Here is a 23,867-nt window from a genome sequence, read left to right as displayed (position 1 = left end):
CTCCCACCTCCCTGTTTCTTATTACCAAACTGGTTGATCCAAACCGTCTGATGTTTCTTCGATAACTTTTTTCACTTCATCTGTATGGTAAGCTGCAACAACTTTCTTGATAGCATCAGCTTTTGGTGATGTTTCCCAATCTTTTTTCGCAACGATAATGTTGTACCATTGTTTTGAGTTTTCATCAGCTTGTTCTTTGAAGAGTGCTTTCTTGTAGTCTAATTTTGCTTCTGTAACGAAGGTATTGTTTACAACGGCAGCGTCAACTGATGACAATGAACGAGCTGTTTGGCTAGCGTCCAATTCAGTGATTTTCAAGTTCTTTGGATTTTCTTTGATGTTAGCAACTGTTGCAAGAGCAGTTCCAGAAACATCCAATTTAATCAAGCCAGCTGATTGAAGCAAGTAAAGCGCACGGCTTTCGTTTGTAGCATCGTTCGGTACAGCGATTTCTCCGTTTGCTGGGATGTCTTCTACTTTAGTGTACTTGTTGTCACTTCCATTCAAACCTGAGTAAAGGCGGATTGGAGAGATGTAAGTATCAGCAATCGCTACAAGGTCTTTTCCGTTTTCTTTGTTCCAGTTGTTCAAGAAGTTATAGTGTTGGAAAGCGTTCAAGTCTACTTCGCCATCAGCAGTTGCCTTGTTTGGTTGTGAGTAGTCTGTGAACTCTGTAAATTCCAAAGTAATACCGTCTTTTTTAACCAATTCTTGGATTTTGTCCCAACGTTTTTCTTCAGAACCGCTACGGTTAACAGTTGCGATTTTGATAGTTGTTGCATTGTCTGCTTTCTTTTCTGAGTTTCCGCAAGCTGCAAGAGCCAAACCTGCGACTGTAGCAAGGGCTGCTACACCAAGCCATTTTTTGATTTTCATGATTCTTTCTCCTTAAAAATAATACCGTACTAGTATCTCACAATTTGTTTGATTTCACAAATTGTTATTAGATAGCCAGATATATAGTTTAAAACTATATCCCTAAAAATTGAGAAATCACCCATCTTACTCAGAATGGATGATCTCAAGAAATTATTTAATATCAGCTTCTGCTGGTAGATAAGTATCTCCGAAGAATTGTTTAGACAATTTTTCAAGCGTTCCATCTTTATAGAGTTCTTGGATACGTTTGTCTACAAATGATTTCAACTCATCTTGACCTTTAGCAAGAAGTGGGTAAACGTAAGGCTGTTGGTCGCTTGGAAGTTCGATAACTTTCAAGTTGTCCAAACCTTGGTCCTTAATGACTGTTTCAACACCGATTTTATCAAAAATCTTGTAGTCAAACTGGCCATCGCTCAAGCGTCCCATGATTTGTTGGAAGTCCGCTTTAGTATACTTTAGGACAGTTGGATTATCTGAGTGTTGTTTGTTGTAATCTTCTAGCTGTTTAGCAGATGTTGTCCCTTGAACAACTTCTGTTGATTTTCCACCGATATTATCAAGCGATTTGATGCTAGGGTCATCTTTTTTCACTACAAGAACGTTAGGGTTTTTAGCAGTTGGAGCTGCATAAAGGTATTTTTCAGCACGTTCTTTAGTGTAGCTGATGTTGCTAACAGCCATATTGTAACGGTCAGCATCAAGTCCTGCAAAGACTCCTGACCACTCTGTCTTCTCAAACTTGACATCATATTTGTCAGAATCTTTAAAGATAGCGCGAACCACTTCAATTTCGTAACCAGTCAATTCGCCATTTTCTTCATAGTTGAATGGTTTTGGTGTAGCATTAGTTGCAACGATAATTTCTTTCTTGCTAGCTGATTCTCCTTCTTTTTTCGCACCACCTGAGCAAGCTGCTAACACACCTGCAGCAACAAGCCCTAAGGCAGCAAGAGATGAGTATTTAACGATTTTTTTCATGTCATTTCCTCCAAAATAGAATACCTTATAATCTTAACAGAAAAAGACCATTTACGCCATTATATGATATCTATCTCTGTGATAGGTTTTCTTTATGGCTGATTTATACTCAATGAAAATCAAAGAGCAAACTAGGAAGCTAGCCGTAGGTTGCTCAAAGCACTGCTTTGAGGTTGTAGATAGAACTGACGAAGTCAGTAACATATATACGGTAAGGCGACGCTGACGTGGTTTGAAGAGATTTTCGAAGAGTATTAAAAGACCAAACGCAAGACTGCAATTAAGACCACTCCAAAGAGAACCGTTCCGACTAGATTGCGGTAGCGAAAGGCCACCCAAGCTGTTGGAAAGACGGCTAAGAAGTCTATCCATTTAATTTGAGGAAGGTTCCCAACCTTACCTGTCACTACGCTTGAAAGAATCAAGGCAAAGATAATGGAAACGGGCAAAAATTTCAAAAAACGCTCAACGATTGCAGGCAAGCCCTTATACTTGACCAAGATGAAGGGAATCATACGGGGAATCCACGTCACCAAGCCAGAGAAAATAACTGCTAATAAAAGATACTTACTGACCATCTAAAACCACCCCCATTGTACAACCAAGTAGCGTCGCAAACAGAACAGCGAGCGACTGAGATACCACTGTCAAGAGTAAAAAGAAGGACACCGCAACAACTGCTAGGATAATGAGCAGATTGCGGACAGGAATCCGTCTTTGCATAATCTGGAATTGCGAAGCAAAAATTCCGATGAACATCCCAACCAGGGCAAAATCTAATCCAAAGATTTCTGGATTTGGCAGCAGGCCACCCAGAGACGTTCCGACAACTGTCCCCACAAACCAAGCCACATAGCTGTTGAGATTGTTTCCATGCATCCACATAGGATTGACCTTGTCTGTATGGGCCAATTCGCCCATCAAAACGCCGTAGGTTTCATCTGTCAAAAGGCTAGACATACCGATATTTTGCCAGAGACTGGTATGACGGAAATAGGTCGACGCATGCAAACTCAACAAAAAGAGACGCAAATTAATCAAAAAGACCGTCGTAGCAATGGCCGCTACAGGCGCTTGAACCGCAATCAAAGCCAACATAGCAAACTGGGCACTCCCAGCATAAACAAAGAGGCTCATCAAGCCCATCTCAACAGGTGTCACATAAGGCGCACCGATAATCCCACAGGCAAGGCCAATACTGACATAACCCAGGGCCGTTGGCATGGCTGCCTGCGCCCCCTCCCAAAATCCTTTTTCTTTCATCATTCTCCTCATATTGTCTTAATAAATGGGCTGAATCAGTTCCAGCCACAGCATGGACTATTATAACACATTCAGGAAAGAGAAAAAAGTCTGCTGATTGTAGCTATCATAAAAAGACTGGCAATCCAGTCTCAAACATATATTATAGAAATTCTCCGTTAGATACTTTCACGAATATTCAAGAGCATGGCAAAGGCAACTAGAAGAAATAGCAATAAAACAAAGCTAACTGCCAGAGTTCCAAAGCTAGTAGCAATGGTTACCAAAGCTATTGTAAATAAGCTCGGTAAAACAACCGTAATAGCACCGATAGAGGATTGAACTGCTCCCATTGACTCCTCAGGTATTTGTTTAAAAATGAGTTCCTGTAATCGAGGAGATAGAACACCTGCGAAAAAGGCATCTAAGGCACTAAAGATGAGAATCCAGTCAAAACGAACTGCCACAAAGCCAACTAAAAGGAGTAATTGGATAATAAGCGAGGCATATAGAGCAAGTTTTATAGAGATTGTATTCTTCAGATAGCCACTCACAAGGCTTCCGACAATAAGGGCTGACAGCTCCAGGGTGGATAACAAGGCAAGAGATTGACCTGTTTGTAAATTCAAAAAGGGCTGATTTCTCAAAAACAGAGTAGAAACAGGAACTGTAACATTTATCACTGCTTGACTAATAGAAATAATAAACAAAACCAAGAGCACCTTATTCATATTCCATATCAATTTCGATGATTGGAGCAAATGCTGGCAAAAGGATTTTACAGAGAGCCCTTCTTGATAGCTAATCGTTTTTTCTACTTTCAAAAGGTCAGTTTTTATGAAAAGGATACCTAAAAATGCGATTAAAAAGGTAAGAGCATTCAGTAAGGAAATAAACTGGATAGATAGAATACCTAGTAAGACTCCTCCTAGAATATTACTGATTGTTTTCACTAAACTAACAGTTGACTGTTTAAATCCAATAGCTTCTGCCAAATGGTCTTGTCCAATAATTCTAATGAAAATTGGAGTGAGCATAGCTCCTGAAAAATAACTCAATGTGTCAGACAAGAGGTTAATCAGACAAATAAATGCTACTAGCAACAAGGAGAAAGACTGCCCTGAAAGCGATAGGGACACTATATAGTAAAGCAAAAATTTTGCAAAACTAATAATTGTATATTTTAGGACACGATGATGTTGAAAATCCGCCAAAACTCCCAGAAAGATTTGTAGAACTTGGGGAAGGGTTTCTGAAATCGTGATAAGTAAAATCGCCAAAGGGGCAAAAGACGCATCTGCCACATAATTCAAAAAAGCCAGATAAAAAATCGTATCCCCAATCGTTGAAATCCACTGGTTGATGGTTAATTGCCTAAAATCTCTATTTTGAAGAAATACTTTCATCACAACTCCTTTTTAAATTCAAATGGGAATCTTTCCCCAAGGATAGACCGCGATACTACTAACAACAATTACAGTAACATCAAAATCTGACCAATGCCATTATAGACTATATGCAGTCCAATAGGCCAATAAATGGACTTTGTCATTCTAAATAAGACTGCAAATATAAGACCTCCACCCATATAGAAGACAAAGTCTGTCAAGACCCAACCGTGATTACTAATGTGCGAGACCCCAAATAAAACAGCGGAACCAAGTACATCTAGCCCCCATTTCTTTCCTTTTTCCAGAGCAGTCATCACTAATCCACGATAAATCATGTCTTCAAAAATGGGACCTGCAATCACAGGATAAAAAAAATACATCAAAAATGCCGTAGCTCCTGTAAAAGTAGGAGCAGCATGTTGATAAGAAATTTCATTTCGAGTAGGTGGGAAAAGAAAAAAGGTGACAAAATTCCAAGCAACAAAAGCAAGCAGAGCTAGGAAGGAATAGAGAAGATAGGATCCTTTAAACTTTCTACTGTTGATTTTCTGCCATTTCCCCGACCAAATCATAACAATAAGAGCAAATAAAACCACAAGAAAATTCAACATCATATCCGACAGATAATAAGTAAAGTCAGATAGACCAAGAGCAAAGTCGCTAGATAAAACCAGACCACTGAACTTCTGGTCAGCAATAACTAGTAGAAAAGCTATAATAAAGTAGTAGCGTGAGATTATCTTTTTCATCCTATTTTCTCCTATATTACGAAATAAAAAAAGCCCTAACCCAAACAAAGGCAAGGGCTTTAAATATCAATGACGACGATTAACAGTGGAAGAATCATGGTTAAAATATTTCTTCCAGAAATTAGTGATTGACCAAGGTGCTCCTAAGCTTACTCCAATTCCACCGCCTGGGTTAACCACAGTGTAGCCTCCTCTAACATCTTGCAACTCATCTTCTGTCAATTCCATTGTTTCTGCAAATTGTAAATTTAACATCTTTTATACTCCTTCAATTGTTTTCTTCTTGTAAACCACTTCTGCGACCTAGGATTTGCTTCAAATGTTTTACAAGGTCAGTATAACACAGAAATTGCCTTATTTTAGAAAATCGCATATTTGATATTTTTTCTTATAGAAATTTCAGATTTGCGATTTTGGTGGATTTGATTATTTCCCTGCTATAATAAAGTTATTACTAATGAGGAGGGAAGTCATATGAAGAAACAAGTTTTAAGATTATTGGCAATCATTGCTGAGATTATTATCATTTTCCCATTTCTAACTAATCGATAAGTTCTTTGTATTGCTGAAAACGCAATTCGAAGAGGGCTATCAATTGTGGATTTTCTAATACTTGCAGAGATTGGATAAAGTGTTCAATCTCTTTTTGATTGTTTCCTTTGGTTTGAAGGAAAATACTCATTTTCTTTAAAAATTGCCACAATACTTTTTCAAAAACATCGTATGGACGAAGCATACTCTCCAGCTCAGCTTCAAAGATTGGGATGTAAGAGAAAAGTTTGCGCTCCATGAGCTCTGATATAATATTCAGAAAGCCACTTTTCATATACAGTCTATTATGTACCAACTCTTTAAATTCCTTAGATTTCTCAAGTAAAGTGGTTGATAAAAATATCAAATCTTGATTGCTCAAGAAAGGCATGGTATTACAGAATATATAGAGTTCAAACCAGGTCCAAGACTCAATAGCGTAGAGGTAGGTAGTTAAAAACTCGCTATCCTCCTCTGCTAGCGGATAGCTTTTATCTAAGGAATGGATAGCATCTTTAATCACAATGGCATTCAAACGACGATAGGTCTGCGCCATCTGTTCTTGTTCGACTTCCTCCAACAGTTGCTCTAAGCCAGCGATATCTTGATGGACAAAGCGATCCACAACCCTTCTACCAATTCGCATATGTGGAGATTCTTGATAGTTGTTGAGCTTATGACCAAACTCATCAAAATTCATATTAATCCCTTGGATAGCTAATATGAGCTTATCTGCAGACAACATAGACTGTCCTAGTTCAAACTTGGATAGCTGAGAAGCTGTTAGTCCAGCACAAGCCACATCTGACTGCTTGAGCTTTCTAGCCAATCGCAATTCCTTGTAAAATTCTCCCAATTCCATTCTCTCAATCATCTGACCACCTCCTATTCTTTATATATTATATCATTATTTACAGTTATTTGTCAAAATATTCTGACATTTTAGCAAGTGAAAAAGCCAGCCTTAAGCTGACTCCTTATTCCATCATATCAAAAGTAAGACTTGGTTTGGCATTGAGGTCCAAGTTTGCAAAGTTTTCTTTGTTCCACTCGCTGACGCTGGCATAGGCAATCATACCTGCATTGTCTCCACAGAGGCGCAGAGGTGGGATGATAACCTTGACATCTGTGATTTCAGTTGCTAGGCGTTCTCTGAGACCTTTATTGGCTGCCACACCACCTGCCACGACAAGGGTCTTAACAGGGTATTTCTCCAAAGCCTTCTTAGTTTTTGCCATAAGAATATCCAGTACAGCTGCTTGGAAGGAAGCACACAAATCCTCTGTAGACAAGCTTTCTCCCTTTTGTTCGGTATTGTGATGAAGATTGATAAAGGCCGATTTCAAACCTGAGAATGAAAACTCCAGATTATCTTCCTTAATCATGGCACGAGGGAAATCATAAATATCCTGTCCCTGATGAGCTAGCTCATCAATCTCACGACCTGCAGGATAGGTCAAGCCCATGACACGGCCGACCTTATCATAAGCCTCGCCAACCGCGTCATCTCGCGTTTCCCCAACAATCTTGTAGTCACCAGCCTCAGAAACATAAACCAACTCTGTGTGTCCACCGCTAACCAAGAGGGCTAGCAAGGGAAACTCCAAAGGCTCTACATTTTGAGCTGCCATGAGGTGACCAGCCATGTGGTTAACAGGGATAAGTGGAAGTCCATGTGCCCAAGCAAAGGCCTTAGCAGCTGACAAGCCAACTAGCAAGGCTCCGACCAAGCCTGGTCCATAGGTAACCGCCACAGCTGTCACATCCTCTTCTGTAATCTCTGCTTCTGCTAGCGCCTCCTCGATACAGGCTGTAATGACCTCGACATGGTGACGACTAGCTACTTCTGGCACTACGCCCCCAAAACGTTTGTGGCTCTCGATTTGACTAGCAATGACATTAGACAAGAGTTCATCGTCGTTTTTCAAGACGGCAACACTAGTCTCATCACAGGATGTCTCAAATGCTAAAATATATCTATCCTTCATCTATTTCTCTCTTCATGATGATGGCGTCCTCGACTGGGTCATGGTAGTAGGCCTTTCGCTCAGCGATGACTGCCATCTTTTCTTTCTTGTAAAATGCTTGCGCTCGGTGATTTGACTTTCTGACTTCGAGGAAAATCTCCTTATCTGTCGGCAATTGAGCAAACAAGGCTGACGCAATTCCCTGACCCTGATAAGCTCCTTTGACAGCGATTTGCAAGACTTCTGCTTCAAAAAGATTCTCCTGCACAGCTAGAAATCCAATCACTTCTGCCCCATCATAAGCCAGAGCATACCAAGTCTGGTCTTGGGACAGGTCTGCTTGGATTTGTTCCAGAGTCCAAGGACTGACTGGGTAAACAGCTGCCATGACAGCGTAGATGTCTTGAGCCAAGTCAGGTTGCTGTTGGATTCGTTTGATTTCTATCATAGGCGTTTAATGTAAGACTCGCCAGATTCTGTGTGATTCTTGAGCCAGTTTTCCTCAGCCTCAACACGTTTGAGGTAGTTCGGCACAAAATCATGCAAGGAGTCTGCTTCCTTGTCCCAGGCCCAGAGAGCTAGATTAGCTGCATTTGGCAAGGTTTCTTTGAAATTAGTCCTTGGCAAGTGTTCTTGAATCTGCTCTACAAAGGTGCCAACTTCTCCGACAAAGGTTACCTGACTAGCCCCCTTGATTAACTCAATCACTCGCTCAAAGGAAAGGTGCGATTCTGGCATGACAGATTTAGCATTTTCATAAAATCCTGCGTAAACATTGTTGCGACGCGCATCCATCAAAGGAACGAACAAGCCTTCTTGTTGATATGGCACCAGAGCCAAGAGGCTAGACATACCAACCAACTCGATGTTCAGAGTATGAGCTAAGGTTTTGGCAGTTGCTACCGCAATTCGCAAACCTGTGTAGCTACCTGGACCCTCTGCCACCACGATTCTATCCAAATCCTTGGGTGTCCAATCCAAACTTGCCATCAAAAAATCGATGGCTGGCATGAGGGTAATACTGTGATTTTTCTTAATATTAATCGTCGTCTCAGCAAGAATCTGCTTGTCCTTTAAAATAGCGAGAGAAAGAGCCTTGCTGGACGTATCAAAAGCTAATACTTTCATAACACATTCCTATCTTTTTGTCTGTTTACTATTATACTACAAAAGCTGGCACATGGGAATTTTCTTTATCCTTAAACAAAGATGCCCCAGCATAAGCAGGGCATCTAAGCATTTAATCCAAAGTAAAATACAAACCAAACGACATAGGTTACGAGGAGAAGAAAAAGCGAGTAGAGAGTCACAAAGGTAATTTTCCACAAGAACTTGGTTTGTCGTCGTTCCAGTTTGGCAAATAGAAGATTCCCTCCATAAACGCAAGCAACAAAAACAATAAAAGCTACCAAGCGAGCTCCGATAGCAAAAGCAAATAAGTTATACATAGGGCAACCTCCTTGACTTAAAAACTATATGGAATTATGACAAGCAATAAATTCCACTTCCGTTATTAATATAACACATTTTCTTCGTTTTTGCAAGCGCTTACTAAAGGAATTATCCCATGACTTTCTCGTTTCCGTCTTTTACTAATTTTTCATTTTGTGGTATAATTGAAATAATTGTAACGAATCAAGGTCAATCTAGACACAAAATGGAATGAAATCAAGCAAATATCTGCTAAAAGTTTGGAATAAGCTGACCTGTAAAATAGAAAGGAACTATATGATTTACAAAGTTTTTTATCAAGAAACAAAAGAACGTAGCCCACGTCGTGAAACTACACGCGCACTTTACCTAGACATCGATGCCAACTCAGAACTTGAGGGCCGTATCGCTGCTCGCCAACTTGTCGAAGAAAATCGCCCAGAGTACAATATCGAGTATATCGAACTCTTGTCTGACAAATTGCTAGATTACGAAAAAGAAACTGGCGCCTTCGAAATTACGGAGTTCTAATATGGCCTATACTCTTAAACCTGAAGAAGTCGGCGTTTTTGCCATCGGTGGTCTGGGAGAAATCGGGAAAAACACATACGGGATTGAATACCAAGATGAGATTATCATCGTCGATGCTGGGATTAAATTCCCAGAAGATGACTTGCTGGGTATCGACTATGTCATTCCTGACTACTCTTACATCGTAGACAATATCGACCGCGTCAAGGCTGTTTTGATTACACACGGACACGAGGACCACATCGGTGGGATTCCATTCCTACTCAAGCAAGCAAATGTCCCAATCTATGCTGGACCACTTGCCTTGGCTTTAATCCGTGGTAAACTCGAAGAACATGGCCTCCTGCGCAACGCCAAACTTTACGAAATCAACCACAACACTGAGTTGACCTTTAAAAATCTCAAGGCAACTTTCTTTAGAACGACTCACTCTATTCCAGAACCTTTGGGGATTGTCATTCATACTCCTCAAGGGAAAATTGTCTGTACGGGTGACTTCAAGTTTGACTTAACACCAGTTGGTGAACCAGCAGATTTGCATCGTATGGCAGCTCTTGGTGAAGACGGTGTACTCTGTCTCCTGTCTGACTCGACAAATGCAGAAATTCCAACCTTTACCAACTCTGAAAAAGTCGTTGGCCAGTCCATCATGAAGATTATCCAAGGCATAGAGGGACGTATCATCTTTGCATCCTTTGCCTCAAATATCTTCCGTCTCCAGCAAGCAACAGAAGCCGCTGTTAAGACTGGGCGCAAGATCGCTGTCTTTGGTCGTTCTATGGAAAAGGCCATTGTCAACGGAATCGATCTTGGCTACATCAAAGCTCCTAAGGGAACCTTTATCGAGCCAAATGAAATCAAAGACTACCCTGCAGGTGAGGTTCTCATCCTTTGTACAGGTAGTCAGGGCGAGCCTATGGCTGCCCTCTCTCGTATCGCCAACGGAACCCACCGTCAGGTACAACTCCAACCAGGTGATACCGTTATCTTCTCTTCAAGTCCAATTCCTGGAAACACTACTAGCGTCAACAAGCTGATTAACATCATTTCAGAAGCTGGTGTCGAAGTTATCCACGGTAAGGTTAACAATATCCATACATCTGGACACGGTGGCCAGCAAGAGCAAAAACTCATGCTCCGCTTGATTAAGCCAAAATACTTCATGCCTGTCCACGGTGAATACCGCATGCAAAAAGTCCACGCTGGACTAGCGGTAGATACTGGTGTTGAGAAGGACAATATCTTTATCATGAGCAATGGTGATGTGCTTGCCCTTACCGCAGATTCTGCTCGTATCGCAGGCCATTTCAACGCTCAAGACATCTATGTCGATGGAAATCGTATCGGTGAAATCGGTGCTGCTGTCCTCAAAGATCGTCGTGATTTATCTGAAGACGGTGTCGTTCTAGCAGTCGCAACTGTTGACTTCAAATCGCAGATGATTCTATCTGGTCCAGACATCCTCAGCCGAGGCTTTGTCTACATGAGAGAGTCTGGCGACTTGATTCGCCAAAGCCAACGCATCCTCTTCAATGCCATTCGTATCGCACTAAAAAACAAGGACGCTAGCGTGCAATCTGTCAATGGTGCCATTGTCAACGCTATTCGCCCCTTCCTTTATGAAAATACAGAACGTGAACCGATTATCATCCCGATGATCCTCACACCAGATGAAGAATAATACTCTTCGAAAATCTCTTCAAACCACGTCAGCTTCGCCTTGCCGTATATATGTTACTGACTTCGTCAGTTCTATCTACAACCTCAAAGCAGTGCTTTGAGCAACCTACGGCTAGCTTCCTAGTTTGCTCTTTGATTTTCATTGAGTACAAGTCAACAAAACAGCCCCGTCTTCGGAGCTGTTTTTCTCTATGCTTTCTTTTCTTGATTCTTAGAAATACTACGATTTTTACCTTCCAGATACACCATCAAAATAGAAATATCTGCCGGGTTTACTCCCGAAATACGGCTGGCTTGGCCGATGGTTTCTGGATTGATGAGTTTGAACTTCTGGCGGGCTTCGGTTGCGATAGAGTCAATGTCATCCCAGTCGATATTAGCTGGAATGCGTTTTTCTTCCATGCGTTTCATCTTGGCAACCTGATCCATAGCTTTTGAGATGTAACCCTCGTATTTGATTTCTGTTTCAATCAATTCGATAATCTTGTCATCCAAGTCCTCTGCAGCTGGTCCGATGAAAGTCGCCACATCTTGATAAGAAACTTCTGGACGGCGAAGGAATTCCTTGGCTGTCACTGCATCGGTCAACGGCTTGAAGCCCATCTCCTCAACCTTGGCATTGGTTTCCTTGACTGGCTTGAGTTTGATGCTGTCTAGGCGTTTCATCTCATTTTCAAATTGATTTTTCTTGATTTCAAAGCGAGCCCAGCGTTCATCATCTACAAGGCCAATCTCACGTCCCATCTCTGTCAAACGCATATCAGCATTGTCATGACGGAGGATGAGACGGTATTCAGCACGACTGGTCAAGAGACGGTAGGGTTCAATGGTTCCCTTGGTCACCAAGTCATCAATCATGACCCCAATGTAACCGTCACTGCGCTTCAAAATCAATTCAGGCTTGCCTTGGATTTTCAGAGCCGCATTGATACCAGCGATAATCCCTTGACCTGCTGCTTCTTCGTAACCTGACGTTCCATTGGTCTGACCAGCAGTGAAAAGTCCTGAGATTTTCTTGGTTTCCAGAGTCGCACGCAACTGATGAGGCAAGACCATATCATACTCAATGGCATAACCTGTCCGCATCATCTCTGCATTTTCCAAACCTTTGATGGAATGAACCAAGTCACGCTGGACATCCTCAGGCAGACTGGTTGAAAGTCCTTGAACATAGACTTCCTCAGTATTGCGCCCTTCTGGCTCTAGGAAGAGTTGGTGGCGTTCCTTGTCCGCAAAGCGCACAATCTTGTCTTCAATCGACGGACAGTAACGAGGTCCCACTCCCTTAACCACACCTGTAAACATAGGTGCACGGTGGAGGTTGTTTTGGATAATCTCATGACTGGTACCATTGGTATAGGTCAACCAGCATGGCACCTGATCCTTGACATAATCCTCATCACGTGAAGTGTATGAGAAATGATTAGGCGCTTCGTCTCCTGGCTGAATTTCTGTCACATCGTAATTGATAGAAGAAGCCTTGACACGTGGAGGGGTTCCTGTCTTGAAACGACCGATTTCGAGGCCCAGTTCCTTGAGATTGTCAGCAAGGTTAATAGAAGCCAAACTGTGGTTAGGACCTGATGAGTACTTGAGGTCACCGATGATAATTTCCCCACGGAGGGCCGTCCCTGTCGTCACGATAACGGCCTTAGCAGCATATTCTTGATGGGTCGCTGTACGAACACCGACAACTTTGCCGTCTTCCACCAAAATCTCATCAATCATGGTTTGACGAAGGGTCAGATTCTCTTGATTTTCAACTGTCTTGCGCATTTCCTTAGAGTAAAGCTCCTTGTCAGCCTGCGCACGAAGGGCACGGACAGCTGGACCCTTCCCTGTGTTGAGCATCTTCATCTGGATGTAAGTCTTGTCAATGGTTTTGGCCATCTCGCCACCGAGGGCATCAACTTCACGCACGACAATCCCTTTGGCAGAACCACCGATAGAGGGGTTACAAGGCATGAAAGCCAGCATTTCAATGTTGATGGTCGCAAGTAAGACCTTACAACCCATACGGCTAGCGGCCAAGGAAGCCTCGACCCCAGCGTGTCCCGCACCAATTACAATAATATCGTATTCTTCAGTAAAATTATAAGTCATATTTCTCTCCTATTCCTCAAGATGAATGTGTCTTAGTTGGCCGTCCCAATCTGGTAAGGCTGTTTTTAAAAAGGCTGGGACTAGTTGGAAATCCTGAAGCTGGTCCAAGTCAATCCACTCACAAGGTTGCGTTTTCTCATCTTCCTGCATGGTCAGTGGGGCATCTTCAAGCAAGTCCACCAGATAATGAAACTCGATATTGTGATAGGAAACACCATCCTGTTCAAAACGATTTTCAACCACGAAAGCTAGTTGCCCAGCTTGAGCTTTGACACCCAGTTCTTCCCTCACTTCACGGACTACCGCGTCTTCCGTGCTTTCATTGACTTGAATCGCACCGCCAATAGTATAATACTTGCCCTTATCTTTGGTGACTAGAAGCTTGCGATTTTGGACAATCAAGGCTGTCGCCCGAACTCCAAAAACCGTATTTCCTACTTTTGTCCGAAAGTCTTGCTGAGTCATTTTTGTCCTTTCCTCTAAACGACACAAAAACAGTCAAAACTCCAAAGAAGTGCAGGACAAAAAAGCCTGCAACATCCATGAGCTTTGACCATCATTTCTATTGCTTTTATTATTGTAGCAAATTGAGAAAATTTGTCAATCTAAATGTACTGACAAACTTGTCCATCGCGGTATGCATTGTCAATCAAACCGCCACCGAGACACTCTTCGCCATCGTAAAAGACAACTGCCTGTCCTGGTGTAATCGCGCGTTGTGGTTCTGCAAAGATGACCTCTGCCTTATCTCCTTTGACATGGACTGTCACCTTAGAATCAGGCTGACGGTAGCGGAATTTAGCCGTACATTCGAACGTAAACTCCTCTGGCATGTCACGAGTAAAGTGAACTTGACTGGCCTCTAGGCTGGTTGACATGAGCGAGTCATGGTAGAAACCTTGGCCGACATAGAGGATATTCTTGCTTAGGTCTTTTCCGACAACGAACCAAGGCGCATTGTCACCACCGTGTTGCCCACCGATACCAAGCCCGCCACGCTGACCAATCGTATAGTACATCAGACCTGCATGCTCGCCCATATCGCGACCATCCACAGTCATCATGCGACCAGGTTGAGCTGGCAGGTAGTTACTGAGAAAGTTTTTAAAGTTCTTTTCTCCGATAAAGCAAATCCCTGTCGAGTCTTTCTTCTTAGCAGTCGCAAGGCCTGCTTCTTCTGCTAGTCTGCGTACTTCAGGCTTTTCCAAATGTCCCAAGGGGAACATGGTCTTTTGGAGTTGTTCTTGCGAAAGTTGGCTGAGGAAATAGGTCTGATCCTTGCCATTGTCCACGCCACGAAGCATATGAACAGTACCATCTTCATCACGCGCCACTCGGGCATAGTGCCCAGTCGCTACATAGTCTGCCCCCAAGGTCATGGCATAGTCCAAAAAGGCCTTGAACTTGATTTCCTTGTTGCACATAACATCTGGATTTGGCGTGCGCCCTGCACGGTATTCCGCTAGGAAATACTCAAAAACGCGATCCCAGTACTCTTTTTCAAAGTTGACAGAGTAGTAAGGAATGCCAATCTGGTCTGCCACCGCAGCCACATCCTTGTAATCTTCGGTCGCCGTACAGACGCCGTTTTCATCTGTGTCATCCCAGTTCTTCATGAAGATACCGATTACATCGTAGCCCTGCTCCTTGAGCAGAAGAGCCGTCACCGACGAATCGACACCACCACTCATCCCCACGACAACACGTGTTTTAGAGTTATCACTCATGGTAAGTCTCCCATCTATTCGTTTATTCACGATTGAAGGTCGTGTGTGCTTCACGATTGAAGGTCGCTTGAGCAGTATTCATTATAACATGCTTGGTTGGAGAAGACAAGAAAGAGGCTGATAATCTGCCAACCTCTTATCAATCTATCACTTTCTAGCTTCATTCGCTTTCTTAGCGACTGCAATTTGGTATTTCACTTGATCAAATCCTGTACCGCCCAAGGAATTTCTTCTTTGAACAGCAGTTTTAGGTTGCAAGTAGACATAGATATCCTCGGCAATGAGGGAATGATAGGTTTGCAATTCCTCTAGACTCCAATCTTGAATATTTTTAGCACACTTGATAGAGTCTAGCACTAATCTTCCTACAACCTCATGAGCTTCTCTAAATGGCAAGCCTTTCCCTGCCAAATAATCTGCCAACTCAGTCGCATTTGAAAAGTCCTTCTCTGTCGACTCTTGCATTTTTTCCTTGTTTACCTGCAAACTAGATAACATACCTGCCAATACATCGAGGGAATTTAAAATCGTTTCTACCGTGTCAAACATTCCTTCCTTATCCTCTTGCAAATCCTTGTTATAAGCTAAAGGCAAGGACTTCATGACTGTCAACAGTCCAAACAAATGTCCATAAACTCTGCCAGTCTTTCCTCGAATCAACTCAGCCATATCTGGATTTTTCTTTTGTGGCATAATAGAGGAACCTGTTGTAAACGTATCTGACAAGGTAATGAATTGGTACTCAAAACTACACCAATTGATCATTTCTTCACAAAAACGGCTCATATGCATCATCAGTATACTGGCATTGGATAGAAATTCTAAGATAAAATCGCGGTCACTAACAGCATCCAAAGAATTTGTATAAGGTTGCTTAAACTCCAGCAAATCGCTGGACAATTGGCGATCAATGGGGAAAGTCGTCCCTGCCAAAGCTGCCGCACCTAGAGGGCATAGGTCTGTATGCTTCTGGTTAAATTCAAAACGTTCACTGTCTCTTTTAAACATATTGTAGTAAGCCATCAGGTGGTGGGCAAAACTAATAGGCTGGGCATGTTGCAGATGGGTATAGCCCGGCATGATCGTCTCCACATGATTTTCCGCCAAGTCTAATAAAACACCCTTGAGATGAGCCAGTTTATCTAGGACATGACCAAGTTGTTCCTTGAGATACAAGTGCATATCTGTCGCAACTTGGTCATTTCGAGAACGGGCTGTATGTAACTTCCCTGCAAGAGGACCAATTTTTTCTGTCAGCAACACTTCCATATTCATATGAATATCTTCGTTTGAAATATCAAAGTCAAGTTGACCTGCCTCTAGCTCTTCTAAGAGCTCTTTCAAGCCTGCTTGGATCTTTTCTGACTCCTCCAAACTCAAAATGCCCGTCTGACCCAACATCTGAACGTGGGCTAAGGAACCAATCAAGTCAAATTTAGCTAATTTCTGGTCAAAAGATATACTCGCACCAAAGCGCTCTACCCAGTCTTCGACAGTACCTTCAAAGCGACCACCCCATAATTTTGTATTCTTAGCCATATCACATCCACCTCTCTATCCAATCGCCCTATTTGGCGCTTTTTTGAACCTCAGAATGAACCTTGGTTGGAAGTCCCCACAACTTAATAAAGCCAACAGCTGCATCTTGGTCAAAGGTATCCGCACTGGTATAAGTCGCCAAATTTTCATCGTAAAGAGAATTTGGTGATTTACGGGCTACGACCTGAGCGCTCCCCTTATAGAGTTTGACTTTTGCAGTTCCATTGACAACTTTTTGAGTCTCCTTAATATAAGCAATCAAGGCTTGCGTAGCCGGACTAAACCACAAAGCATTATAAATGAGATTTGATAATTCATTTTCTATGATTGGTTTAAAATGAGCCACTTCTCTCACAAGCGTCAAGTCCTCAATTTCCTTATGAGCTGTCAGCAGGGTCACTGCCCCTGGACACTCATAGATTTCTCTTGATTTAATCCCAACCAAACGATTTTCCACGTGGTCAATCCGTCCGACCCCATGTTTTCCAGCTATTTCATTGAGTTTTTGAATCAAATCTGCCAATTTTAACACTTCTCCATTGAGGGAAACTGGAACACCTTCACTAAACTCAATATCAATGTATTCTGGCGTATCTGGAGCTTGCTCTGGAGAAGATGTGATGCCAAAGGCTTCTTCTGGAGCCTGATTCCATGGATTTTCCAAAATACCACACTCATTGGCACGTCCCCAAAGGTTTTGGTCGACAGAGTAGGGATTGTCAAGGTCAGCAGGAACAGGCACCCCATTTTCCTTGGCATAATGAATTTCTTCCTCCCGAGACCATTTCCATTCACGAACTGGTGCAATCACTTTTAAATTGGGATCCAAGGCTGCAATCGATACTTCAAAACGTACTTGGTCATTCCCCTTACCTGTACAACCATGAGCAATTGTAGTCGCTCCTGTCTGATGCGCGATTTCAACTAATTTTTTAGAAATAAGAGGGCGACTCAAGGCAGATACCAAGGGGTACTTTTGTTCATAGTAGGCATGTGACTGGAGAGCTACTAGCACATAATCTGTAGCAAATTCATCCTTAACATCAATGACATAAGATTCGACTGCCCCAACCTTAAGAGCCTTATCATGGATGAAATCTAAGTCTTTCCCTTCACCCACATCCATACAAACTGCAACAACATCATAGTCTTTCTTCAGCCAGGTAATAGCAACTGATGTGTCTAAACCGCCAGAATAGGCCAAAATTACTTTTTCTTTACTCATGTTTTTTCCTTCTTTCTATTTTTCAATAGATGCTTTAAATGCATCCTCAATGAGTTTGTCTAATTCCCCAGACTCCTTCAACTTTTGAATGGTTTTATCGACTGCCTCTTTCAATTCCTTGCTATCTTTTTTCATGGCGACCGCATAGGAATCATCTTGCTCTTTTTCAAAATTGAGTTCTGCGATTGCTAAATCAGGATTATTTTCCACAAATCCCTTGGCAACGGGTTCTTCAAAAATAACGGCATCCACTTGTCCTGATTTTAAATCTGTGATTAAATTCCCATTTTTAGGCAGAGATACGAGGGATGAATTTTGTAGCAAATCTTTCGCCATCGTCTCTTGAATCGAACCTTTCTGTGCTCCGACCTTTTTCTGCGCTAAGTCGTTGACAGACTGATAAGTGGCAAAGTCAGATTTTTTGACAATGAGCTTATTTTTTGAAGTATAGTAGGGAATTGAAAAGTCAAACACCTTACTCCGTTCATCTGTCTTAGAAACACCAGATATGGCAAGATCGGCTTTTCCTGATTGAACACTAGCCAATACATTGTCAAAACTCATGGGAGATAGTTCCAATTCGACACCTAGTTCTGTTGCGATAGCCTTGGCTAATTCGATATCTGAACCCACAATCTGATTTTTCCCATCAACCACTTTTTGGTATTCAAATGGAGCAAAATCTGGATTGAGAGCTACAACCAATTTTCCTTTGGACTTGATGGCTTCAATTCCAGCCGATTGATTGTTACTACAAGCAAATAGTAGGGGGAGCATCACTAAACCAAACATCGTCATCAACACCTTCTTCATCTTATTCATAACAAAGCCTCCTTTATGTTTATTCTTTTTGATTGTATAAATAATACTCCTATCCTTTTCGTTTGTCAAGCCTAAATTGAAAAAATTTTCAATTTGAAACAAAAAAACCTAGAAATAATACATAAAAATGTCATTCCTAGGCGTATTTATGCTATTTATCTCTGGGAAACATGAGTATTCAGTCAGTCAAAATAAGCCGAACGAACTCATTTTCCCTCGTCCAATTTAATGATTCGATGACATTGTTGGGCTACATAAGCATCGTGGGTCACGATAATGACTGTTTTCCCCTCGCGATTCATCTCTAAGAGAAACTTCAAGACCAAATCTCTATTTTCAGGATCCAGAGAACCTGTAGGTTCATCGGCTAAAATCAGCTGGCTGGGTTTTAAGATGGCTCTAGCAACTGCAATTCGTTGTTGCTCCCCACCAGACAACTCGGAGACCTTTTGATGCAAAGTAGCTGACAAACCTACTCTCTCTAAAATCTCTTCCACCTTTTTGAGCTTGTCTTTCTTAGACAATTTCACATATTTCAGTGCCAGCATGAGATTGTACTCGACCGTTTCATCATCAATCAGGGCAAAATTTTGAAATAGATAAGAGATATGTTCACGGATTATTGTTTGCGACTTAGCAGAATTGACCGCTAGATTTGTCTGACCAAAAATCTCATACCGTCCGCTATAATCACCATCTATCAAACCTAATAAATTTAACAAGGTCGACTTACCACTACCACTCTTGCCAACAATGGCTACCAAATCCCCCTGATCAATCCTAAGAGACAAGTGATCCAAAATCACTTTTCCCCCAATGGTTTTGGTAATATTTTCCAACTCAATCATAAGATGCCCCCTTTCAATAACTCTACTAGACTTCTTTTCTCCATCCTAGAAACCAAGACTAGCACAAATAGTATATCCAAACATGTAAAGCCTGCAAACAGCAGGAGTGGCAAGAGCGCATGGGCAAAGAAAATCAAGACTAGAAGAGGGAGACTATAGCCCAGCAAGAGCAGAACTAAGAGAGCGCGGTAGCGATCGACTAGTTTCCACCCCATAAACTTCTTGGTAATGATATCCCTGCGCTTCAACAAGAAAGTAGTAACGAGTAAAAAGTAGGAGACAATCATACTGAGAAGAGCAAATAAGGCAAACAGAACGTTAAAATTACGAACAGAATCCCGATAGGTATCAACCATCCCCTCTTGAATTGCTTGAATCGATGAAAATTTTAAATAGCTACCATCAGATAAGTTATCGACTAACTCTGTAATCACTTTTTGATTTTGTTCTGTATTTTCAATTTTCATCGGGTTGTTTAAACCTGTCGTTGACAAGTGAGTCTTTTCTTCCCACATCATGTCTTGATCATTTACCAGACTAATGATTGGATTGTGGAGATTTTCCTTTCGCTCATTATTATAAGGGAAGAAGGACCAATCTCCTTCATAGTAGGCAATTTCTACATCCATATCTTCTATTGTTTGCTTTTGCTGATCTTCATACCTCAGAGAAAGATAGGCGATGGATTTTCCCAAGAACTGATTCTTGCCTTCTTGTCCTTTGTCACTGATTGGCAACAAAATCACCTTTTTAGTGCCGATAACAGGTAACTTAAAGCCCTTACTCTCTAAAAATTGACGGTTTGCATAGTAAACATCTACCTTATCAGGCAGTTGGTAATTCTGCACTTGTTCAGCTTTGATGACTGGTTTGATAGGAAGACTCGTACTTCGCACATAGTTTACTTGTGTTTTTGCTAGCAAGTCTTGATAAAATTGGTAGAAATAATCTGTAGATTTCCCTGACCCTGCTAGTTCTTCTTGCCACAGGTTATCATTGAGTTTGAAGGTTTCTAAGGTCAGGTAATTACCTTGGCTTACCCACTGTTGCTGATAAGCAAGTTCTTTGTTTTCTTGTTCTAAACTTCTGCCTACCCCAATCAGTAAGGCCGTCAGTAAAATAGTTGTCCCTATTTTCATCACATAATTGAAGATGAGACCAAGTTTGACAGATGAAAAACCTTTCAACATGGAACTAACTGTCATTTTCTGAATCATCAGGTAGGTCAGCCAACTGATGAACAAATACAACTGTAAAAGCAGAAATTGGGATAAGAGTAAACTTGGGAACAGAAGTTTTGGTCTGTAGTCCAGCACTAAAAATAGTCCCAAGTCAATGATAAGACTTCCACCCAAGAGAAGATAAAAATTAGTCTTTACAAAACCAGCTAAAATCGCCCTGCTTTGAAAACCAAGTAACTTTTGAACCCCCACTCGTTTCATCTCCATCATCGGCTGATAAACTGTCATTAAAATCACAAGCAAGATTGCCAAGATAAAGATAATGATAGATAGTAACAAAGCTTGATTTAGCACTCCAACCTGACTTCGGTAAGTGGGTTCTAATAAAATCGTCTTATCTATCTGGAAAAAATCACTCCACTTTTGTAGAATGGTATCGCGATCTATCTCTTTGCTGGAGGTAATCATGTAGCGCCCATTTACAGTATGGGATTTATCCTCAATATAAGATTGGAAGGTCTGGAGTCGAATGAGTTTCACCTTTAAAAAGGTGGGAATGGTTCCTAGATTATTGGGAAGATCCTGGTTGCTGTAGACCCCCTTCTCATTCTTTGAAAAATCAAGAGAAGTCAGACCGAACTCCTGATAGGGGAAGGTTTCCTTATCAAAAACACCAGCCTTGACCACCTCATCGCCATTATCTACTTTGATAATAGAGACCTTGTCTTGACTTGCAACCTCTTCAAAAAATTGGAGAATCGTTTCTGTCGGTTTAGTGACATCTTTCAAGTACAAGTCAAACGAATAATCTGTCTTGCCCATCTCCTGAATCCGCACTATTTCTCGTGTAACATTTACATTCAGGACAAAAAACGTAGTACACAGCAAGAGCAAGAGCATACAAAGATGACTGATTTTTTTCATAGAGATACCTCCCGTGAAGAGACGAAAGTGAGATAGGTGCAGGTAATTTTTATTTTTTACTAAATTTTAAGTAGGTGTAAATAAATCCTGCACTTATAGCCAGAGTTGTCCACCATTTAAAATCAATATGCAAAAGTGAAAAGATTATAAAACTGATGATTAGCGAGGCTAAAATATAAACAATGATTAAAATTTTATTTTTCATAGGAATTGCCTTTCTGAATGAATTCTAGTGTTTACAGCTCATTTGTAAAGTTTACAATAAGCCACTAGGGCAATTGTCAATCAGAATGTCCGTTTATCTGTCAATAATCCGAGAAAATCTTGTCGTTTCAAGTCAGAGAAATGTTTGGTAGAAAGACTTCCTTTTTGAAGTCCATCATCTCTAACCTGTAAATAATAGCTATGTTGGCTTGTTTTAATTGTTAAAAAATCGCCCAATACAAAAAATTTTTTCCAGTTACGAATCTCAAATTCTTTCATCTCTGATTTTGGAATGCGGATAAGTCCTTGCCGCAAATCACGATGATGCTCACTTGTGAAAGTCATCCCATTCCCAAGATTTCTTATCAGTAGTTCATCTGGAGTTACCATCACCAGCGCTATTTTAGTTAAGAAAATTTCAACTGTTGGTGGTAAAATCGCCAAGTTGAACCAAGGATGTAGGTAGCGATACGCTAAGAAATAATGAGGCTCCTCACCCAATCCTAGTTGTTTATATAAGGCCTTGACCTCACTATCTAACCTCGCTTCAAAAGACATATCCGAATGCTCTTCTTCCTTCCTCTGATTAAAATAACGCATCCAGACTAGAAAACCTATAAAGACTATAATAAATATTCCTGATAAGAGATATTTTACATTGTAGTTCATCACTTAACCTCCTGATTAACTTTTCCGCCTAAAACAGAGGCCTATCTATTTTGAAAATAGTTCCATAACAACTTTAAATAAAACTGGTGACATTGTATCAAGCTAGAATTCTTTCTTTTCTAGCTGCATCATAATTCTTTGCTGAATACAAAGTTAAGGGTACTGTATTTGTTAACGCTTACACAATCCCTGTTTTACCTATATTATAAATCAACATATATAACCTGTCAAATAATTAAAGAAAAATATTAAATATTTTCAAGTAGTTTCAGTCTTGAATACAATCAAGTTGAAAGGAATACCGTGTGGTTTTTGAATTTTTGAAGTTTCATAGGTCAGTTTGTTGGATAATGTTATAAGAAAATTCATGCTCATCAATAGAAGGCTTAATTCCCCTACAATTATCTGTTTACCTCTGTTATACATTCTAATTTTCTCTATCCAGCGCAACATCTTTTTATTTTTTGCTAGATTTTGAGACGGTAAATAATACTAAATGAAACTAAAATGAATACTCCTTGCTTTTCTTGAGAGTGAACAAGTACAATAAAATGATTGTAGTGATTACCACAAGATACTGACTAATAGACATCGTATTTGAAGCAACAAATACAGGTAAGGAATAAAAAGGAAGAAGTTCAATCGCTTTGATAAACAAATCATTACTAGTATTCATCATAATCGTATTTAATATATTAGGGATAAAGAGTAGTAAAGCTACTAAAATACCAAATACCAAGCCACTTTTCAATTTGTATAAATAAAAAATGTAAGATAATAGAAAATAAAATAGGACTAACAAAATTGTATTGACTACAATGGCTGCTATAAAATCTAATCCTAAATCACCTGGAACACCCAATTTACTTACGATGACTAGTAGCACAATGCCATTCAAAGCATAAATAATGGAAACTGAGATGGCATATATAAAATTAGACAAGACGTAAATCATCCGATTTTTCTGTTGATTATAAAATAAACTTATCGTATTGTGGGAAAAATCCCTGCTAATAATTCGGTTAGCATGTATAACAGCCATTAACATACCGAGCATAGCATAAAAATTTGAAATATGCTTAATACCAAGTGATGTCCCTTGAGTCTTTAGAATAAAGAATGTAACCAGTATCGGCGGTATAAACGAGATAATCAAACCAAGATATATTACGCCTGATGAATATAAATCCCTTATATTTTCCTTAAGAAAATTCAATTTATTTAATTTCATGATTATATCCTT

General features: G+C 40.8%; 24 protein-coding genes. 2 read left to right on the top strand and 22 right to left on the bottom strand.

The features are described from left to right. Positions 1-21: 21 nt before the first annotated feature. The 12 genes from O3601_RS02855 to O3601_RS02800 all read right to left on the bottom strand — a co-directional run bounded on the left by O3601_RS02855 (position 22) and on the right by O3601_RS02800 (position 9,188). Positions 22-876: a MetQ/NlpA family ABC transporter substrate-binding protein gene (locus tag O3601_RS02855; RefSeq protein WP_000694524.1), complete on the bottom strand. Its 855-nt coding sequence runs from the start codon at positions 874-876 to the stop codon at positions 22-24. Between the two features lie 153 nt (positions 877-1,029). Continuing rightward, positions 1,030-1,860, bottom strand: coding sequence for an amino acid ABC transporter substrate-binding protein (locus tag O3601_RS02850; protein ID WP_371471035.1), 831 nt, complete (start codon positions 1,858-1,860; stop codon positions 1,030-1,032). Positions 1,861-2,114: 254 nt separating this feature from the next. Beyond that, a complete protein-coding gene (locus O3601_RS02845) occupies positions 2,115-2,438 on the bottom strand; it encodes an AzlD domain-containing protein (RefSeq protein WP_371471034.1) in 324 nt (107 codons plus the stop codon). Next, positions 2,428-3,123: an AzlC family ABC transporter permease gene (locus O3601_RS02840; protein ID WP_371471170.1), complete on the bottom strand. Its 696-nt coding sequence runs from the start codon at positions 3,121-3,123 to the stop codon at positions 2,428-2,430. The genes O3601_RS02845 and O3601_RS02840 overlap by 11 nt, the downstream gene beginning before the upstream one ends. 158 nt (positions 3,124-3,281) lie before the next feature. Next, complete coding sequence (locus tag O3601_RS02835; RefSeq protein WP_371471032.1) at positions 3,282-4,508, bottom strand: MFS transporter; 1,227 nt, start codon at positions 4,506-4,508, stop codon at positions 3,282-3,284. Between the two features lie 68 nt (positions 4,509-4,576). Beyond that, the gene (locus O3601_RS02830) at positions 4,577-5,242 is read right to left on the bottom strand and encodes a lysostaphin resistance A-like protein (protein WP_371471031.1); all 666 of its coding nucleotides are present in this window, start codon (positions 5,240-5,242) and stop codon (positions 4,577-4,579) included. Positions 5,243-5,308: 66 nt separating this feature from the next. Further along, entirely contained in the window at positions 5,309-5,497 is a 189-nt protein-coding gene (locus tag O3601_RS02825; protein WP_000933481.1) for a peptide pheromone VP1, read from the bottom strand. A gap of 286 nt (positions 5,498-5,783) precedes the next feature. Then, positions 5,784-6,647 carry an XRE/MutR family transcriptional regulator gene (locus O3601_RS02820; protein WP_371471029.1) on the bottom strand — a complete coding sequence of 288 codons (864 nt, stop codon included), beginning with the start codon at positions 6,645-6,647 and terminating at the stop codon, positions 5,784-5,786. 103 nt (positions 6,648-6,750) lie between these two features. Further along, entirely contained in the window at positions 6,751-7,761 is a 1,011-nt protein-coding gene (gene tsaD / locus O3601_RS02815) for a tRNA (adenosine(37)-N6)-threonylcarbamoyltransferase complex transferase subunit TsaD (RefSeq protein ID WP_371471027.1), read from the bottom strand. Beyond that, a complete protein-coding gene (gene rimI / locus O3601_RS02810; protein ID WP_371471025.1) occupies positions 7,751-8,188 on the bottom strand; it encodes a ribosomal protein S18-alanine N-acetyltransferase in 438 nt (145 codons plus the stop codon). The genes tsaD and rimI overlap by 11 nt, the downstream gene beginning before the upstream one ends. After that, positions 8,185-8,868, bottom strand: a complete 684-nt coding sequence (gene tsaB, locus O3601_RS02805) for a tRNA (adenosine(37)-N6)-threonylcarbamoyltransferase complex dimerization subunit type 1 TsaB (protein ID WP_371471023.1) — start codon at positions 8,866-8,868, stop codon at positions 8,185-8,187. Before tsaB ends, rimI begins: the two co-directional genes overlap by 4 nt. 104 nt (positions 8,869-8,972) lie before the next feature. Next, positions 8,973-9,188, bottom strand: coding sequence for a hypothetical protein (locus O3601_RS02800; RefSeq protein ID WP_023935522.1), 216 nt, complete (start codon positions 9,186-9,188; stop codon positions 8,973-8,975). 280 nt (positions 9,189-9,468) lie between these two features. Between O3601_RS02800 and O3601_RS02795 the strand changes: the two genes are divergently transcribed. Together O3601_RS02795 and rnjA are read left to right on the top strand one after the other, a co-directional pair. Further along, positions 9,469-9,702, top strand: coding sequence for a DNA-dependent RNA polymerase subunit epsilon (locus O3601_RS02795; RefSeq protein ID WP_000639571.1), 234 nt, complete (start codon positions 9,469-9,471; stop codon positions 9,700-9,702). A gap of 1 nt (position 9,703) precedes the next feature. Next, on the top strand, positions 9,704-11,383 hold the full coding sequence (gene rnjA, locus O3601_RS02790; RefSeq protein WP_120164143.1) for a ribonuclease J1: 1,680 nt from the start codon (positions 9,704-9,706) through the stop codon (positions 11,381-11,383). A 188-nt stretch (positions 11,384-11,571) separates the two neighbouring features. Here rnjA and mnmG read toward each other — a convergent pair whose 3' ends face one another. The 10 genes from mnmG to O3601_RS02740 all read right to left on the bottom strand — a co-directional run bounded on the left by mnmG (position 11,572) and on the right by O3601_RS02740 (position 23,855). After that, the gene (gene mnmG, locus O3601_RS02785) at positions 11,572-13,485 is read right to left on the bottom strand and encodes a tRNA uridine-5-carboxymethylaminomethyl(34) synthesis enzyme MnmG (protein ID WP_371471020.1); all 1,914 of its coding nucleotides are present in this window, start codon (positions 13,483-13,485) and stop codon (positions 11,572-11,574) included. 9 nt (positions 13,486-13,494) lie between these two features. Continuing rightward, positions 13,495-13,950: an NUDIX hydrolase gene (locus O3601_RS02780; RefSeq protein ID WP_316127020.1), complete on the bottom strand. Its 456-nt coding sequence runs from the start codon at positions 13,948-13,950 to the stop codon at positions 13,495-13,497. Between the two features lie 140 nt (positions 13,951-14,090). Further along, on the bottom strand, positions 14,091-15,212 hold the full coding sequence (mnmA, locus tag O3601_RS02775; RefSeq protein ID WP_371471019.1) for a tRNA 2-thiouridine(34) synthase MnmA: 1,122 nt from the start codon (positions 15,210-15,212) through the stop codon (positions 14,091-14,093). Between the two features lie 147 nt (positions 15,213-15,359). Continuing rightward, the gene (argH, locus tag O3601_RS02770; RefSeq protein ID WP_371471018.1) at positions 15,360-16,751 is read right to left on the bottom strand and encodes an argininosuccinate lyase; all 1,392 of its coding nucleotides are present in this window, start codon (positions 16,749-16,751) and stop codon (positions 15,360-15,362) included. 28 nt (positions 16,752-16,779) lie between these two features. Continuing rightward, positions 16,780-17,976 (bottom strand): argininosuccinate synthase, encoded by a 1,197-nt coding sequence (locus tag O3601_RS02765; protein ID WP_261026003.1) that lies wholly within the window; start codon positions 17,974-17,976, stop codon positions 16,780-16,782. A gap of 15 nt (positions 17,977-17,991) precedes the next feature. Next, positions 17,992-18,798 carry an ABC transporter substrate-binding protein gene (locus O3601_RS02760; protein ID WP_316126954.1) on the bottom strand — a complete coding sequence of 269 codons (807 nt, stop codon included), beginning with the start codon at positions 18,796-18,798 and terminating at the stop codon, positions 17,992-17,994. Positions 18,799-19,004: 206 nt separating this feature from the next. Next, on the bottom strand, positions 19,005-19,646 hold the full coding sequence (locus O3601_RS02755; RefSeq protein WP_371471017.1) for an ABC transporter ATP-binding protein: 642 nt from the start codon (positions 19,644-19,646) through the stop codon (positions 19,005-19,007). After that, a complete protein-coding gene (locus O3601_RS02750; protein ID WP_371471016.1) occupies positions 19,643-21,751 on the bottom strand; it encodes a bacteriocin-associated integral membrane family protein in 2,109 nt (702 codons plus the stop codon). Before O3601_RS02750 ends, O3601_RS02755 begins: the two co-directional genes overlap by 4 nt. A gap of 285 nt (positions 21,752-22,036) precedes the next feature. Beyond that, positions 22,037-22,624: a hypothetical protein gene (locus O3601_RS02745; protein ID WP_261039919.1), complete on the bottom strand. Its 588-nt coding sequence runs from the start codon at positions 22,622-22,624 to the stop codon at positions 22,037-22,039. 502 nt (positions 22,625-23,126) lie between these two features. Next, positions 23,127-23,855, bottom strand: coding sequence for an ABC transporter permease (locus O3601_RS02740; protein ID WP_000773482.1), 729 nt, complete (start codon positions 23,853-23,855; stop codon positions 23,127-23,129). Positions 23,856-23,867: the final 12 nt, after the last annotated feature.

The organism is Streptococcus sp. 20925_1_69 (assembly GCF_041432365.1).
Classification (GTDB): domain Bacteria; phylum Bacillota; class Bacilli; order Lactobacillales; family Streptococcaceae; genus Streptococcus.
Note: the sequence above shows the minus strand (reverse complement) of the source record. Positions and strands in the feature narration are given on the sequence as shown.

What these genes read in the sequence shown, in the direction of transcription:
- O3601_RS02760 (WP_316126954.1), bottom strand. Translation starts at nt 18,798, where the DNA reads ATGAATAAGATGAAGAAGGTGTTGATGACGATGTTTGGTTTAGTGATG.
- rnjA (WP_120164143.1), top strand. Translation starts at nt 9,704, where the DNA reads ATGGCCTATACTCTTAAACCTGAAGAAGTCGGCGTTTTTGCCATCGGT.
- tsaD (WP_371471027.1), bottom strand. Translation starts at nt 7,761, where the DNA reads ATGAAGGATAGATATATTTTAGCATTTGAGACATCCTGTGATGAGACT.
- O3601_RS02745 (WP_261039919.1), bottom strand. Translation starts at nt 22,624, where the DNA reads ATGAACTACAATGTAAAATATCTCTTATCAGGAATATTTATTATAGTC.
- O3601_RS02765 (WP_261026003.1), bottom strand. Translation starts at nt 17,976, where the DNA reads ATGAGTAAAGAAAAAGTAATTTTGGCCTATTCTGGCGGTTTAGACACA.
- argH (WP_371471018.1), bottom strand. Translation starts at nt 16,751, where the DNA reads ATGGCTAAGAATACAAAATTATGGGGTGGTCGCTTTGAAGGTACTGTC.
- O3601_RS02750 (WP_371471016.1), bottom strand. Translation starts at nt 21,751, where the DNA reads ATGAAAAAAATCAGTCATCTTTGTATGCTCTTGCTCTTGCTGTGTACT.
- O3601_RS02830 (WP_371471031.1), bottom strand. Translation starts at nt 5,242, where the DNA reads ATGAAAAAGATAATCTCACGCTACTACTTTATTATAGCTTTTCTACTA.
- O3601_RS02795 (WP_000639571.1), top strand. Translation starts at nt 9,469, where the DNA reads ATGATTTACAAAGTTTTTTATCAAGAAACAAAAGAACGTAGCCCACGT.
- O3601_RS02825 (WP_000933481.1), bottom strand. Translation starts at nt 5,497, where the DNA reads ATGTTAAATTTACAATTTGCAGAAACAATGGAATTGACAGAAGATGAG.
- O3601_RS02800 (WP_023935522.1), bottom strand. Translation starts at nt 9,188, where the DNA reads ATGTATAACTTATTTGCTTTTGCTATCGGAGCTCGCTTGGTAGCTTTT.
- mnmA (WP_371471019.1), bottom strand. Translation starts at nt 15,212, where the DNA reads ATGAGTGATAACTCTAAAACACGTGTTGTCGTGGGGATGAGTGGTGGT.
- O3601_RS02850 (WP_371471035.1), bottom strand. Translation starts at nt 1,860, where the DNA reads ATGAAAAAAATCGTTAAATACTCATCTCTTGCTGCCTTAGGGCTTGTT.
- mnmG (WP_371471020.1), bottom strand. Translation starts at nt 13,485, where the DNA reads ATGACTTATAATTTTACTGAAGAATACGATATTATTGTAATTGGTGCG.
- rimI (WP_371471025.1), bottom strand. Translation starts at nt 8,188, where the DNA reads ATGATAGAAATCAAACGAATCCAACAGCAACCTGACTTGGCTCAAGAC.
- O3601_RS02845 (WP_371471034.1), bottom strand. Translation starts at nt 2,438, where the DNA reads ATGGTCAGTAAGTATCTTTTATTAGCAGTTATTTTCTCTGGCTTGGTG.
- O3601_RS02820 (WP_371471029.1), bottom strand. Translation starts at nt 6,647, where the DNA reads ATGATTGAGAGAATGGAATTGGGAGAATTTTACAAGGAATTGCGATTG.
- O3601_RS02755 (WP_371471017.1), bottom strand. Translation starts at nt 19,646, where the DNA reads ATGATTGAGTTGGAAAATATTACCAAAACCATTGGGGGAAAAGTGATT.
- O3601_RS02840 (WP_371471170.1), bottom strand. Translation starts at nt 3,123, where the DNA reads ATGAAAGAAAAAGGATTTTGGGAGGGGGCGCAGGCAGCCATGCCAACG.
- tsaB (WP_371471023.1), bottom strand. Translation starts at nt 8,868, where the DNA reads ATGAAAGTATTAGCTTTTGATACGTCCAGCAAGGCTCTTTCTCTCGCT.
- O3601_RS02855 (WP_000694524.1), bottom strand. Translation starts at nt 876, where the DNA reads ATGAAAATCAAAAAATGGCTTGGTGTAGCAGCCCTTGCTACAGTCGCA.
- O3601_RS02780 (WP_316127020.1), bottom strand. Translation starts at nt 13,950, where the DNA reads ATGACTCAGCAAGACTTTCGGACAAAAGTAGGAAATACGGTTTTTGGA.
- O3601_RS02835 (WP_371471032.1), bottom strand. Translation starts at nt 4,508, where the DNA reads ATGAAAGTATTTCTTCAAAATAGAGATTTTAGGCAATTAACCATCAAC.
- O3601_RS02740 (WP_000773482.1), bottom strand. Translation starts at nt 23,855, where the DNA reads ATGAAATTAAATAAATTGAATTTTCTTAAGGAAAATATAAGGGATTTA.